Raw genomic sequence first — 15,156 nt, 5'->3', positions numbered from 1 at the left:
TATGAGGTGGCTGAAATATGAAACAGAGAATTAGAAGAATCTGGCTTGCACTCTGCATGGCAGTTTGCCTCTTCGCGCTTGCAGGATGCTCTGCAGCCGTTGACACCGCTGAAACGATCGATCCGCAGATCGAAATGGCGATGCAGTCCGGCTCCCAGCAGTACCTGGATCTGTTCAACCAGATGGATGACGCTTCCATCGAACAGGCCCTTGCAACAAGCGTAAAGAACAAAGATACTGTTATGGAGAATGCGTTAAAATCCTGGGATTCCATTAAGGATGACCTTGGCGCGTTCGTTTCCAGCGAGACAGCAGTCGTTACAAAAAGTGATGACGGCTATGTCGCAAGAATGAACACTGTTTACGAGAAGAGAGCGATGGAATTCACTCTGATCGCAGACGAGGACCTCAACAAGGTTGAGACAATTTCCTTCTCTCCGGTTTACACAACAGGCGAGAAGATGGCGAAAGCCGGAATGAATACCTTAATGGGTATGGGCGTTGTATTCGCAGTCCTGATCTTCATCAGCTGGCTGATCAGCATGTTCAAATACATCAACGTATTTGAGGCAAAGATGAAGGCAAAGAAGGCTGCAGCAGCACCGGCACCGGCGGCAGCACCGCAGGCAGCACCGGCAGCTCCGGCTCCGGCACCGGCAGCAGCACCGGCTGAGGAGGAGAACCTCACCGACGACACAGAGCTCGTTTCCGTGATTACAGCAGCGATTGCAGCTTACGAGGGAAAAGAGACTGTTGACAACGGACTTGTAGTCCGCTCCATCAAACGTGTTTCTAACAGAAACTGGAATTAATATTATCAGGAGGAAATCACAATGAAAAATTATACAATCACAGTAAACGGTAATGTATATGAAGTAACAGTAGAAGAGGGCTTCACAGGCGCAGCTTCCACACCGAAGGCAGCAGCACCGGCACCGAAGGCAGCACCGGCAGCAGCTCCGAAGGCAGCACCGGCACCGGCAGCAGCTCCGGCAGCTCCGGCTGGCGCAGCAGGCGCAGTAGCAGTTACAGCTCCGATGCCGGGTAAGATCCTTGGCGTTAAGGCATCTGCAGGTCAGGCTGTTAAGAGAGGCCAGGTTCTCCTGATCCTTGAAGCTATGAAGATGGAGAACGAGATCGTTGCGCCGCAGGACGGCACTGTTGCAACAATCAATGTTGCTGTTGGTGATTCCGTAGAGCCGGGTGCTACACTCGCTACATTAAACTAATTTTCTGCTGACTGCAGATTCCACATGGAGGGATTAACATGGAATACATTCAAAATACACTTTTGAATCTTCTTCAGCAGACAGCATTCCTGAATTTAAGCGTAGGAAACCTGATCATGATCTTAGTTGCGTGTATCTTCCTTTACCTTGCGATCGGAAAAGGATTTGAGCCGCTTCTTCTTGTACCGATTTCCTTTGGTATGCTGCTTGTAAATATCTACCCGGATATTATGCTGAGCATTGAAGATTCTTCTAACGGAGTTGGAGGACTTCTTCACTACTTCTATTTACTGGATGAGTGGAGTATTCTTCCGTCCCTGATCTTCATGGGTGTAGGCGCGATGACAGACTTCGGTCCGCTGATCGCTAACCCGAAGAGCTTCCTTTTAGGCGCTGCCGCACAGTTCGGTATCTACGCCGCTTACTTTATGGCTATTTTCATGGGCTTCAATGACAAGGCAGCCGCAGCGATCTCCATCATCGGTGGTGCTGATGGCCCAACATCCATCTTCCTTGCAGGTAAGCTTGGACAGACTGAGTTCATGGGACCGATCGCCGTAGCAGCTTACTCCTACATGGCTCTCGTTCCGATCATTCAGCCGCCGATCATGAAACTCTTAACAACGGAAGAAGAGAGAAAGATCAAGATGGAACAGCTTCGTCCGGTATCCAAACTTGAGAAGATCCTCTTCCCGGTTATCGTTACGATCGTAGTTTGTATGATCCTTCCGACAACAGCTCCGCTCGTTGGTATGCTTATGGTTGGTAACCTCTTCCGTGAGTCCGGCGTTGTTAAACAGTTACAGGAGACAGCTTCCAACGCTCTTATGTACATCGTTGTAATCGTTCTCGGTCTTTCCGTTGGCGCTACAACAAGTGCTGAGAGATTCTTAAAAGTTACAACTATCAAGATCGTTATCCTTGGACTTATCGCGTTCGCGTTCGGTACAGCAGCCGGCGTTATCTTTGGTAAGCTCATGTGCAAGGTAACTGGTGGTAAGGTTAATCCGTTAATCGGTTCTGCCGGAGTATCCGCAGTTCCGATGGCAGCCCGTGTATCCCAGAAGGTTGGTTCTGAGGCAGATCCGACAAACTTCCTTCTTATGCACGCAATGGGACCGAACGTAGCCGGCGTTATCGGTACAGCAGTTGCTGCAGGTACCTTCATGGCTATCTTCGGAGTTTAATTGGAACCGAAACTTTTAATATAGGGAGGTCTGCCCGGGCAGATCTCCCGGTAGGAGGATAATAAAATGGCAGAAGTTCAGAAAAAGCCGGTTAAGATCGTTGAGACCGTTCTTCGTGATGCGCATCAGTCTCTCCTTGCAACAAGAATGACGACTGATCAGATGCTTCCGATCGTTGACAAAATGGATAAAGTTGGCTACCACGCAGTAGAATGCTGGGGCGGCGCTACTTTTGATGCCTGCCTGCGTTTCCTGAAGGAAGATCCGTGGGAGAGACTCAGAAAACTGAGAGCTGGATTCAAGAACACGAAGCTCCAGATGCTGTTCCGTGGTCAGAATATCCTTGGATACAATCATTATGCAGATGATGTGGTTGAGTACTTTGTACAGAAATCCATCGCAAATGGTATTGATATTATCCGTATTTTTGACTGCCTGAATGATATCAGAAACCTTGAGACTGCCGTTAAGGCAACAAAAAAGGAAGGCGGACATGCCCAGATCGCCCTTTGCTATACATTAGGCGATGCGTATACACTTGATTACTGGAAGAATATCGCTTCCGAGATCGAGAGCATGGGCGCTGATTCCCTCTGCATCAAGGATATGGCAGGTCTGTTAACTCCGTATGCGGCTACTGAGCTTGTTACGGCATTAAAACAGGGTACAAAGCTGCCGATCGACCTGCACACGCACTATACCTCCGGTGTTGCTTCCATGACATATTTAAAGGCTGTGGAAGCAGGCTGCGATATCATTGACTGCGCAATGTCTCCGCTGGCTCTCGGTACATCCCAGCCGGCAACTGAAGTTATGGTTGAGACATTCCGCGGCACCAAGTATGATACTGGCTATGACCAGAATCTGCTTGCAGAGATCACCGATTACTTCACACCGATCCGTGAGGAAGCTTTAAAGAGCGGCCTTCTGAACCCGAAGGTTCTCGGTGTAAACATCAAGACGCTCCAGTATCAGGTACCGGGCGGAATGCTTTCCAACCTTGTTTCCCAGTTAAAGGAAGCTGGCCAGGAAGACAAGTACCGCGCAGTGCTTGAGGAGATCCCGAGAGTAAGAAAAGACTTCGGTGAGCCGCCGCTTGTAACTCCGTCCTCCCAGATCGTTGGTACACAGGCTGTATTGAACGTTCTTGCCGGCGAGAGATATAAGATGGTTCCGAAGGAGTCCAAGAAGATCATGATGGGCGAATTTGGTAAGACGGTAAAACCGTTCAACAAAGAAGTCCAGAAGAAGATCATCGGCGATGCAACTCCGATCACCTGTCGTCCAGCAGACCTGATCGAGCCGCAGCTGCCGAAATTCGAGAAGGAATGCGCACAGTGGAAGCAGCAGGATGAGGATGTATTATCCTATGCTCTGTTCCCGGCTGTAGCAAAAGACTTCTTCGAGTACCGTGAAGCCCAGCAGACGAAGGTTGACCAGAAGACTGCAGACAAAGCAAATAAAGCTTACCCGGTATAATTTTGCAGTAAATCTGAAGTGTAATTGACGAAAAAACATGAGGCCCGGCGTTTCCATGAGGAGATGCCGGGCTTTTGTGCTGTCATGCATTCGAAAGAAACTGGCGGTGGAAGCTTCTGCAGGTTATCGTTTCTTTTTTAAGTTTTTATTAAGAAAATGCGGCAATATTTGGAATTTGTGTGAAGTTTCTCCTGCGCGGTTGACAGAAAAGTGCCTTTATCATTATAATGGATATGATGTCGATTTTATGCAAAATTTCACGAAACCGGCAGTGGGAGAGAAGAAAAACATGACAAAGAGACAAAAAAGATTTCTGGCGCTGATGCTGGGGGCGGTCCTTTTGGGAGATTGTGCGGCTCACACCGGAACGATGATATCCGGGCTGTCTTCCGTATACGCGGCGACAGGCTCGGCGACAGTAAATGCCACGACTCTGAATGTGCGGAGTACACCGGGGACGACGGGATCTATCGTAAAAAAACTTGCCTACGGAGCTGCTGTGACCGTGGTTTCCGAGACAACGGGATCCGACGGGAAGATCTGGTATAAGATCCAGTTTTCCTCCAGTTCAGGGACACAGGGAGGCTATGTCCGTTCAGACTATATCAAATTCCCGGTATCCTACAGCTATGACGCGAACTTTGAGAGCTATTTAAACAGCCAGGGATTCCCGGAAAGCTACAAGACGTCTCTGCGGACCCTTCACACGGAACATCCGACCTGGGTCTTCCAGGCCCAGAAGACGGGGCTTAACTGGAGTGATGTGATGGAGGCGGAAGGAGCAGTCGGAACGAATCTGGTATCGAAGGCGAGCATTTCATCCTGGAAATCCACAGACTACGGCGCTTACGACTGGAATACAAGCACCTGGACCGGATTCGACGGTTCTTCCTGGGTGGCGGCATCCAAGGACATTGTTGCCTACTATATGGATCCGAGAAATTTCCTAAACGATACCTATGTATTCCAGTTTCTGCATCACGCCTTCGACAGCAATACCCAGACGAGAGCGGGACTTACGAGCCTGATCACGGGAACATTCCTGGAAAAGACGCCGGAGGAGACGACGACAGCCCAGAGTATCCAGGAGACTTCGGGGTCCGGTACAGCGGCAGTCATAAACAGTAAAACGAATACTGAAGCTTCCGGCTCCCTGCAGCAGGGGGAAAACTACGGACCGGGAATGAGTTCTGGAACGTCCGGCGGAAGTCCTTATGGAAGCGGCAACATAAGCTCTGGCAGCGAAAATCAGGGCGTGAGCCTTGAGGGACCTGGATCCACGGTGAGTTCCACGATCAGCCAGAGAAGGATGTATACGACGGCACTCCCGGAGGTAGAGTATGGTCCGGGAATGGACGCGTCTGCCATCACTGATGACAATACCGGTGCATCAAACACTTCACCGGTACCGACGGGGCAGACTTATGTGGATATTATTATGAAGGCGGCGGCTCAGACTGGCGTCAACCCGTATGTCCTCGGCGCTATGATCCTTCAGGAGCAGGGAACGGGTAAATCCGGAAGTATTTCAGGAAAGACCTCCGGCTATGAAGGCTACTATAATTTCTTTAATATCGGCGCTTTCGCTTCCGGCTCCATGTCAGCCGTCACGAGAGGTCTTTGGTACGCGTCCCAGTCGGGAAGCTACGGAAGACCGTGGAATTCTATCGAGAAGTCCATCATCGGCGGCGCGACCTACTACAGTGAGAATTTCCTGAAAAATGGACAGGATACCTTCTATTTAAAGAAATTTAATGTGCAGGGCAGCAGCCCCTACAAGCATCAGTATATGACAAACGTGGAAGGAGCGGCCGGGGAGGGCGCGAAGCTCGCGAGGGCCTATACAGATGAGATGAAGAAACAGGCGCTCGTGTTCAAGATCCCGGTATTCAACAATATGCCGGAAACTGCCTGCGCGAAGCCGACCGTAACGGGAAGCCCGAACAACAAGCTGTCAGGAATCACCATCGACGGATATTCCCTGACACCAACCTTCAATAAAGATACGGAGAAGTATGATCTCGTTGTGGACTCTTCTGTTTCCTCTGTAAATATCCGTGCAACGGCAATCGACTCCAAGTCAACAGTCAGCGGAGCGGGAGCGATCAGCCTCGGAAGCGGAACGACGATCGTGAAGATTCAGGTGAAGGCAGAGAACGGTGATGTCCGCACATACCAGGTTTCCATTGCGAAAAGAAACGGAAACGGCAGCACCACCGTAGTTTCCCCGTCGACGGGAAGTTCCACAGGTTCTTCGTCCTCGGGCTTTACGACGACCGGATCTACGGTAGGCCCTGGCGGATCGACCGGAATATCCAATAGCGGGAGCAGTTTCGGCACCACTGGCCCTGGAAGCACAAATTCCGGATCACAGAGCTCTTATCCGGAAGGCGCATCCGGGTCTGGAAAGCTAGTGACGTCATCGACGGGAACGAGTGGTTCTTATCCGGAGGGCGCGACCGGCAGCGGAAAACTTGTGATCGGTAACTGATATGGGAATATCTGGTCATAATAAGATCCATTTCTGGAAAGACTATGCTTAGAAGAACAGGCGGAAATTATGAAAACAAGATAATGCCCAGCCTGGAAAAAGCTGGAATAGGAGATAAAGAAATATGAATAAATACATGAAAAAACTGGCGGCGGGGCTGTTGGCGTTCGCGCTGATGGTCATGCTGCTGCCGGCTGGCGTGGTGGTTTCATTTGCGGCCAGCGGAAAACTTTCGTTTTCCGACCCGACCGCTTCGGTGGGAGACCAGATATCCGTCACGATGAAGATTGCCGCGGACGCAGCACTCGGTTCCTCCGATGTGATGCTTCAGTATGATGCGGATGCCCTTGAATTTGTCAGCGGTACGAACTCCAATGGCGGAGCAGGATCTGTCCGCGTCATCGGTTCTGCGGAGGCTGCGGACCAGAAGACGTTCAGCTTTACATTAAAATTTAATGCCTTAAAGGCTGGAACTTCCTCTATCACGGTGAAATCCCAGGAAGTTTACGATGCCGACTCCAAAGCAGTGACTCTCGACCATATTGGAAGCTCTTCCGTAAAGATCAATGCGGCGGATACTTCTTCCAAGGACGCGTCCTTAGCGTCCCTCACGATCTCACCGGGTACTTTAAAACCTGCGTTCTCCGCGGATGTGACCGAGTATACCGCTGCGGTTCCCAGTGATGTGACATCCATCACGGTCAGTGCGCCGGCAAAGGACGGCGTCGCGAAGGTGGCTGTCAGCGGAAATGATGATCTCCAGGACGGAGAGAACACTATCACCTGTACCGTAACAGCGGAGGATGGGGAGACAACAAAGACCTACACCATCATGGTCACAAAGTCTGACGATGCAGCGGCTTCCAACAGTGAGACAGATGCGGGTTCTGCAGAGACAAACGCAGGAGTCATCGGTGAGGACGGCAGCTGGACTGTTGCGGATACCTTTGATGATTCTGAACTTCCGTCAGGATTTACAGCGACGGAGATCGAGTATGAGGGCAGAAGCGTAAAGGCAGCTACAGATGACTCTGGAATGACCTTACTTTATATGACAGATGATTCCGGCAACGGGGACTTCTTTGTATACAACAGCGAGACAGGCACTTTATCTGCTTATGTAGTCGTGAAGATGGCAGAGAAGACAGTCGTAGTGCTTCCGCCTGAGTGCATCCCGGAGGGAACAGCACTCCCGGACGGTTTTGCCGAGTGCACCATTGATATCGGAGATCACACAGTCCACGGCTGGATCTGGAAAGACAGCGGAGATTCCGCACCGGAGTATTGTGTCGTTTACGGACGTAACGAGAACGGTGAGGAAGGCTTCTACCGCTACGATCAGAAGGAGATGACGCTCCAGCGTTACTTCCAGGATCCGGACGCAGCAGATGCCCGCAGCAAGTACTTAAAGGTTGCTGAGGATTACAACAGTCTGCTTAAGGATTACGAGATCCGCGGAATGTTCGTGATCGGGCTTTTTGCACTCAGTATTCTCTTAGTGATCATCATTATCGTTCTCTTACTCAGAAAGCCGAAGGCACCGAAGAATCCGGGCCGCGGCGGATATGATGACGATTACGGTGACTACGAGGGCGGACGGAAAAACAGAAAGTCCGAGCCGAAAAAGGCGCAGAAGACCGGAAAGTCCGAGAAAGCGCCGGAGAGAAGAGCTGCGTCCAGACCGGCTGCCCGCGGGGAAGAGCTTTTCGATGAGGAAGAGGAAGAAATCCAGATCCCGCGAAGAAGACCGGAGGCAGCCGAGACATGCCGGCCGGCAGCGAAGAGACGGGAAGCTGTGAGGACAGAGAATGTTCCAGAGAGAACAGACACTCCGGAGAGACCGGTGAGAAAGAATGTGGCGGATATGGAAAAAGATCTGTCAAAGAACCTCGCGAAGGAGGCCGCGAAGGCAGCGCCGAAAGCGGCACCGGCTGAGAAGAGGAACGAGGATGACGATGACTTCGAGTTTATCGATCTGGATCTGTAAAAGAGTATAATAAAAATGCCGTGAGAGGTAAAAGCAATCTTCTCACGGCATTTTTCGGTTGTCGCGTACTCGAAACAAACTATTGGCAACAATTTTTCAGCGGCATCAGAACGGTATATCAGATCGATTTAAAAAGAAAAATTTGGATGAAAAAGAAAAAGGTCTGATTTCTGCTGAAACTCAGACCTTTTCTCTCATACGGAGCAAATTTGTAATTACCGGTTCATCTCACTGACAGGTCCTGTGGAATGATGCTCATGGATGATCCGGTCGATTTCCTTGAAGTCAGAGGACGGGAGGTCGCCCGGAACGGTGTTCTTGACGCTGGATGTGGCGTTTCCGAACTGCATGGCCTTTTCCGGATCTCCATATTTTAAGAGACCGAAGAGAACACCGGCGACATAGGCATCACCGGAACCGATGCGGTCGATCACATCGATATCGTTGTACGGCGCTTCCGTGTAAAATTTATCGGAGCGGGCATCGTAGACGATGGAGGTGAAGTTGTGTTTTCTTGGACTGATGACCGTGCGCTGGGTGGTGGCAACGATCTTTACGCCGTAATCAGTGGCATAGCTCTTCATGATATCCTTCAGGTCACCGGTCTTCTTGAACATGCGGCGGCTTGTCTCCTCAGATACGAAGAGAACATCGACTAACGGAAGGATCTCCTCGATGGTTTTTCTCGCTTCCTCCTCACCCCATAAGTTCGCACGGTAGTTTACGTCGAAGGAGATCGTAGCTCCGGCAGATTTGAACCTTCGGATCAGCTCCACAGCGACATTCTGCATGTTCTGGCAGAGAGCCAGGGAGATTCCGCTTGTGTGGAACATTCTCGCGGAGTGGTAGATGTCCTCCGGGATCTCGCTCATCTTGATCCTTGTGACGGAAGCCTGGTGGCGGTCATACACGATCGTAGGCTTTCTCGGAGCGGCGCCCATCTCGTAGTAGTAGAGACCGAGTCTTGCGTCCGGCGTATCATCGTAGACCAGATAGTCATCGGATACTCCGACAAAACGGATCCTGTTCTTGATAAAAGTTCCGAGCTCATTCTGCGGAAGCTTGGAAACGATACCGGTACGAAGTCCCAAAAGGGCAACGCCGGAAGCAACGTTGAGTTCTGCTCCGCCGGCACGTTTTTCAAAAATATCGCCATCGACGATGCGGGCATGGCGCGGCGGGGAGAGACGCAGCATAATCTCGCCAAATGTGATCAGATCGAAAGAATTCTTATCCATATCATTTCCTCCGGGTTCTATATGTTTTGTGAAATTTTTAGCATACTATATTCACAGTATAATCCCAGAAACGGAATTCGTCAAAGGATTTTCAGTGTTTTTTGCCTATAATTTTCAAGAAAACTGAAAGAACCGACCGGAATGCAGATGCAGGAATCAATTTGATGGAAACATGAGAAAAACATGTGAAATTTCCCCTTTAATTCTTCGGAAAAGTGTGATAGTATTAAATATTATATATAACAGTTCGATATCTGGTCCTGCTGGAAAATGGCAGGAGTTAAAATAATAGAAGAAAGATGTACGGGCATGTTATTGAAAAAACGAAATGGAGGAATTGATATGGCTGAGAATATGACACCGGCTGAGGAAACAAAAGAAGTAGTTTCCAAAAACTTTATCGAGCAGGAAATCGATAAAGATCTTGCGGAAGGAGTATATGACCATGTCCAGACCCGGTTCCCACCGGAGCCAAACGGCTACCTTCATATCGGACATGCAAAATCGATCATCTTGAACTCCGGTCTCGCAAAAGAGTACGGCGGAAAGTTCAATCTTCGTTTTGATGATACGAACCCGACGAAGGAGAAGACGGAGTTCGTGCACTCCATCACGGAGGATGTAAAGTGGCTCGGAGCTGACTTTGAGGACAGACTGTTCTTTGCTTCCGACTACTTCGATACGATGTACGAGTGCGCTGTAAAGTTAATTAAAAAGGGAAAAGCTTTCGTCTGTGATCTCTCTGCTGATCAGATCAAGGAATACCGTGGTGACTTCACAACACCTGGTAAGAACAGCCCGTACCGTGACCGTTCTGTCGAGGAAAACCTCCAGTTATTTGAGAACATGAAGAACGGCATGTATAAGGACGGAGAGAAGGTTCTCCGCGCAAAGATCGATATGGCATCGCCGAATATCAACATGCGTGATCCGGTCATCTACCGTGTCGCTCACATGACACACCACAATACCGGTGACAAGTGGTGCATCTATCCGATGTACGACTTCGCTCATCCGATCGAGGACGCGGTTGAGCACATCACACACTCTATCTGTACTCTTGAGTTCGAGGATCACAGACCGCTCTACGACTGGGTCGTAAGAGAGTGCGAGTTCGAGAACCCGCCGCGCCAGATCGAGTTTGCGAAGATGTACCTGACAAACGTGGTAACGGGTAAGCGTTATATTAAGAAGCTCGTTGAGGATGGAATCGTAGACGGCTGGGATGACCCGCGTCTTGTAACGATCGCAGCCCTCAGAAGAAGAGGATACACACCGGAAGCTCTGAGAATGTTCGTAGAACTCGTGGGCGTTTCCAAGGCAAACAGCTCCGTAGACTACGCGATGCTGGAGTACTGTATCCGTGAGGATCTGAAGTTAAAACGTCCGAGAATGATGGCTGTCCTTGATCCGGTAAAGCTGATCATTGACAACTATCCGGAAGGACAGACAGAGATGTTGAGCATCCCGAATAACCTTGAGAATCCAGAGATGGGCGAGCGTGAGGTTCCGTTCTCCAGAGAACTCTATATCGAGCGTGAGGACTTCATGGAGAATCCGCCGAAGAAGTATTTCCGCCTTTTCCCGGGCAACGAAGTACGTCTCATGGGCGCATATTTCGTGACATGCACAGGCTTCGAGAAGGACGAGAACGGAAATGTGACAGAGATCCACTGCACATACGATCCGGAGACAAAGAGTGGTTCCGGCTTTACCGGCAGAAAGGTAAAAGGAACGATCCACTGGGTATCCGCTCCGACAGCCGGAAAGGTAGAGTGCCGTCTCTACGAGAATATCGTCGATGAGGAGAAAGGCAAGCTGAACGCTGACGGAACCCTGAACTTAAATCCGAACTCCAAGACAATCACAACTGCCTATGTAGAGCCAAAACTCATGGAAGCAAAGGCATACGACAGCTTCCAGTTCATGAGAAACGGTTACTACTGCGTAGACTGCAAGGACAGCAAGGAAGGACAGCCGGTATATAACCGTATCGTTTCCTTAAAGAGCTCCTTCAAGCTTCCGAAATAAAGATTTATGGAATTGATCGTACCGTTAAACGTACAGGGGGGGAGACCCTTGTACGAACAGATCTATCAGTATATCAAAGATGAGATCCGAAAGGGCAATATCAGGCCGGAAAAGCAGCTTCCTTCATCCAGGGAGCTTGCGAAGAGCCTGAAGGTCAGCCGGAGCACAACGCAGCTCGCCTACGAGCAGCTGGTGTCCGAGGGCTACCTTGAGGCGGTTCCGAGAAAAGGCTATTTTGCGGCGTCACTGGACGGAATCTTTCCGCCGGTGGCGCAGTCTGTTGCTGCCCGGCCGGATCAGAAAAAAGAGCTGTCTTTGGGCATGAAAAAGGAAAGTGTCCGGGGGCAGCTTTTTCGTGAAAAATTTGAAGTCGATTTTTCTCCCAGAGGCATCGATCTGGAAGGATTTCCCTATGCGACCTGGAGAAAGATCAGCCGCTCGGTCTTAAAAGAAGAGGACCGGGAGCTGTTTTTGAAGGGAGAGCCCCAGGGAGATCTGATCCTCAGGGAGGCGATCCGGGAGTATCTCCATGCAGCCCGCGGCGTAAACTGCGATGTTTCCCAGATCATCATTGGCGCGGGAAACGAATATCTTCTGATGCTGCTTTCCCAGATCATCGGAAGGGACGCGGTGATCGCCATGGAGAATCCCACCTACCGCCAGGCATACCGGGTGCTATCCGGTGTGGGACATAAGGTACTGCCGGTGGGGATCGATAAGAATGGATTCTGCGTGAAGGAACTTGAGGGGCAGGATGTACAGGCAGCCTATGTGATGCCGTCCCACCAGTTCCCGACAGGAACCGTAATGCCGGTGAGAAGAAGACAGGAGCTCCTTTTCTGGGCGGGAGAGCAACCCGGAAGATACCTGATCGAGGATGACTATGACAGTGAATTCCGTTACAAGGGAAAACCGATCCCGGCACTTCAGGGGATGGACCAGAACGGATGTGTCATCTACATGGGAACATTCTCGAAGGCCATTGCTCCGGCAATCCGTGTGGGATATATGGTGCTGCCGGAGGCGCTGCTGTCGGTATACCTGGCGAAAGGAAGATTTTATTCCTCCACCGTGTCCAGGGTCGACCAGAGGATCCTGGCGAAATTTATTTCCGGCGGATATTTTGAGCGCCATCTGAACAGGATGCGCGAGATCTATAAGGGAAAACATGACGCGCTTTTAGGGGAATTAAAGCCGCTGGAAAAGCGGTTTGAGATCACAGGAGAATTCGCGGGACTTCATGTGCTCTTAAAAGACAGGAAGAAGGAGCCGGAACAGCAGCTTTTAGAAAAAGCAGCAGAAAAAAAAGTCCGCGTCTACGGACTTTCCGGGTTCTATATGGAGAGAGCGCAGGCGAAGGAGATGAGTACGATCGTTCTCGGATATGCAGGACTCACGGAGGAGGAAATCCGAAAAGGAGTAGACCTTTTACGGAAAGCTCTTGAGTAAAGAATAAGCGGATTGGATAGAAGAAAGCTGGTATGCAAAGACGCGCGCCAGCTTTTTTCGGACTTAAGTCAAGATTAGGTTTTACAGACAGCTGCACTGGGGGAGAGATTGGGACAGGGCATATGCTTGTGACCAGGCGTGCATGGGAACAAAGCGCAAAAAAACGGGATACGCATCCGAAAATGCGTATCCCAAGGATTGATTCCGTTTACTGGAACACATCATGCTTCTCATATCCGAGATCGGCGGAGAGGGATGATGCGTAGAACTGTACGAGATCTTTCTGGGTGTCAAGAAACTCCGGAGTATCGACCCGGATCTCCGGGGCGATGATTCCAATGGAACCGGCGAGTTCACCGTCGGAGTTGAAGACCGGTGCCCCGATTCCAAGGGCGTCGGTGACATACTCTCCGTGAGTGATGGCGTAGCCATCCTGGCGGATCTTTTTTAATTCCTCGCGCAGGTCATCCGGGCGGACATGAGGGAAAGCCTGATCGTGGAGAATAATGTTTTTGAAGTATTCGTCGATGAAGGCCGGTGTCTGCCATGCGAGGAGGACCTTACGGATCGCGCCGCAGTGCATATACATCTCATAGCCGAACTCTTCAACAACTTTTAAGTGGCTCGGACCATCTACCTTTTCAATCACAAGTCCCTTATTTCCCACTGGAATTACGAGGTATGCGTCTTCTTTTGTCTGTTTTGCCAGCTGTGCCAGGATACCGTGGGCGGCATCCTGGAGACGGATCCCTCTTGCAGCGGCTTTTCCCAGAGGAATCAGCGCCGGGCCAAGACGGTAGGTGTGGGATCTGTCGTCGCGGATCACATATTTCTTCTCACAGAATGTCTGCAGAATCCGGTGAACCGTGCTCGGGGGCAGATCCATCGCCTCCGCCAGTTCCGCAATTGAGAAATTGCGGTTTTTTTCTTTCAGGACTTCCAATAGCTCCATGGAGCGGAGAAGACTTTGTATCATTCGGTTTTTCCTTCCTCCGTATCGTCCTCAACTACAACGGAGGATGTTTTTTCTTCCGGTACGTTTTCCTCTTTTACAGAGTCTTTTTCGTCTGTGGGTTCCGGACATGCCGTCTCTTCGGAATCTTTAGTCTCTTCTTTTTTTACGGAATCATCCGCAGCGTTTGTGTCTTTTCCGGAATTGATCGTAATATAAGTTCTCTCTGGAGCAGGTTCCGTCTTTTCTTCTGTTTCCTCAGAAGGGGTCTCCTCTTCCTCGTATTCATGAAAATCCTGGTCCAGCTCATCGTTGAAGGATTTTAATTTCAGATAGTAGGAGATACCGGCCGCAACTGCGCCGCCGAGCATCGCGCCAAATGCGATAAGAAGGCCTGATTTCTTTTTTGACATGGTTTATTCTCCTTTCCGCTGCATTACGCGGTTCCGAAAATCTGAGGATTCCGCCTGCAGCCGCCAGTCTGCTATTTATAATCATAATCGAATTCCAGGGAAAATGAAAGACATAATTATGAAAAAAGTTAAAAAAATGTATAAATTATTCAAGTAAATTGCCGGATTTCACCAGAAAACGGGAACTAGACAGCACAGCGGCATGCAGACCCGCAGAGAGGTTCACAAATTTTTCATAAAATAATTAGCACTCGTGACTTGACAGTGCTAACAACATGTGCTATAACATGACTTGTGACGAGGGGTCAGGGAAAAGACCTGAGTCAGACTGAAGAAGATAAAAATGAAAAAGAATTGTGACTGAAATTACAGGATAGTCGCAAGAGCTTGTAAAATGACAAGGAGGAGTCAGTAATGAAATTAGTACCATTATTTGACAGAGTTGTTTTAAAACAGTTAGTTGCAGAAGAGACCACAAAATCCGGTATCGTTCTTCCGGGTCAGGCAAAGGAAAAACCGCAGCAGGCAGAAGTGATCGCTGTTGGTCCTGGTGGAGTTGTTGACGGCAAAGAGATCAAGATGCAGGTAAAACCGGGCGATAAGGTAATCTACTCCAAGTACTCCGGAACAGAAGTAAAGGTAGAGGAAGAGGATTATATCATCGTTAAGCAGAATGATATCCTTGCAGTGATCGAATAAT

Annotated in this window: 12 protein-coding genes; 9 read left to right on the top strand and 3 right to left on the bottom strand. The window is 49.8% G+C overall.

Features of this window, described 5'->3' with window-relative positions; translation table 11 throughout:
* Window positions 1-17 precede the first annotated feature (17 nt).
* From GPK83_RS08955 to GPK83_RS08930, 6 genes are all read left to right on the top strand, one after another.
* The gene (locus GPK83_RS08955) at window positions 18-812 is read left to right on the top strand and encodes an OadG family transporter subunit (RefSeq protein ID WP_117469843.1); all 795 of its coding nucleotides are present in this window, start codon (window positions 18-20) and stop codon (window positions 810-812) included.
* A gap of 21 nt (window positions 813-833) precedes the next feature.
* On the top strand, window positions 834-1,229 hold the full coding sequence (locus GPK83_RS08950; protein ID WP_215704578.1) for a biotin/lipoyl-containing protein: 396 nt from the start codon (window positions 834-836) through the stop codon (window positions 1,227-1,229).
* 38 nt (window positions 1,230-1,267) lie between these two features.
* Complete coding sequence (locus GPK83_RS08945) at window positions 1,268-2,416, top strand: sodium ion-translocating decarboxylase subunit beta (protein WP_015554843.1); 1,149 nt, start codon at window positions 1,268-1,270, stop codon at window positions 2,414-2,416.
* Window positions 2,417-2,482: 66 nt separating this feature from the next.
* A complete protein-coding gene (locus GPK83_RS08940) occupies window positions 2,483-3,895 on the top strand; it encodes an oxaloacetate decarboxylase subunit alpha (RefSeq protein WP_117502951.1) in 1,413 nt (470 codons plus the stop codon).
* Between the two features lie 289 nt (window positions 3,896-4,184).
* Window positions 4,185-6,386 (top strand): SH3 domain-containing protein, encoded by a 2,202-nt coding sequence (locus GPK83_RS08935; RefSeq protein ID WP_215704577.1) that lies wholly within the window; start codon window positions 4,185-4,187, stop codon window positions 6,384-6,386.
* A 124-nt stretch (window positions 6,387-6,510) separates the two neighbouring features.
* The gene (locus GPK83_RS08930; RefSeq protein ID WP_215704576.1) at window positions 6,511-8,373 is read left to right on the top strand and encodes a cadherin-like beta sandwich domain-containing protein; all 1,863 of its coding nucleotides are present in this window, start codon (window positions 6,511-6,513) and stop codon (window positions 8,371-8,373) included.
* A gap of 215 nt (window positions 8,374-8,588) precedes the next feature.
* On the opposite strand, the gene GPK83_RS08925 is transcribed toward GPK83_RS08930, so the two are convergent.
* Window positions 8,589-9,611, bottom strand: coding sequence for a sugar kinase (locus GPK83_RS08925; protein ID WP_015554840.1), 1,023 nt, complete (start codon window positions 9,609-9,611; stop codon window positions 8,589-8,591).
* Between the two features lie 342 nt (window positions 9,612-9,953).
* Here GPK83_RS08925 and GPK83_RS08920 point away from each other — a divergent pair, with 342 nt between their 5' ends.
* Both GPK83_RS08920 and GPK83_RS08915 read left to right on the top strand, forming a co-directional pair.
* On the top strand, window positions 9,954-11,642 hold the full coding sequence (locus tag GPK83_RS08920) for a glutamine--tRNA ligase/YqeY domain fusion protein (protein ID WP_021906026.1): 1,689 nt from the start codon (window positions 9,954-9,956) through the stop codon (window positions 11,640-11,642).
* Window positions 11,643-11,690: 48 nt separating this feature from the next.
* Complete coding sequence (locus GPK83_RS08915) at window positions 11,691-13,091, top strand: PLP-dependent aminotransferase family protein (RefSeq protein WP_345941791.1); 1,401 nt, start codon at window positions 11,691-11,693, stop codon at window positions 13,089-13,091.
* Window positions 13,092-13,299: 208 nt separating this feature from the next.
* Here the strand turns inward: GPK83_RS08915 and GPK83_RS08910 are convergent, their stop codons facing one another.
* Both GPK83_RS08910 and GPK83_RS08905 read right to left on the bottom strand, forming a co-directional pair.
* Entirely contained in the window at window positions 13,300-14,067 is a 768-nt protein-coding gene (locus GPK83_RS08910; protein WP_015554838.1) for an IclR family transcriptional regulator, read from the bottom strand.
* Complete coding sequence (locus GPK83_RS08905; RefSeq protein ID WP_015554837.1) at window positions 14,064-14,456, bottom strand: hypothetical protein; 393 nt, start codon at window positions 14,454-14,456, stop codon at window positions 14,064-14,066. Before GPK83_RS08905 ends, GPK83_RS08910 begins: the two co-directional genes overlap by 4 nt.
* 414 nt (window positions 14,457-14,870) lie before the next feature.
* On the opposite strand from GPK83_RS08905, the gene GPK83_RS08900 reads away from it, so the two are divergent.
* Entirely contained in the window at window positions 14,871-15,155 is a 285-nt protein-coding gene (locus GPK83_RS08900) for a co-chaperone GroES (protein WP_015554836.1), read from the top strand.
* Window position 15,156: the final 1 nt, after the last annotated feature.

Source organism: Clostridium sp. MCC328 (genome assembly GCF_018785465.1).
Lineage (GTDB): Bacteria > Bacillota > Clostridia > Lachnospirales > Lachnospiraceae > Pilosibacter > Pilosibacter fragilis.
This window is presented reverse-complemented; position numbering and strand designations above follow the sequence as displayed.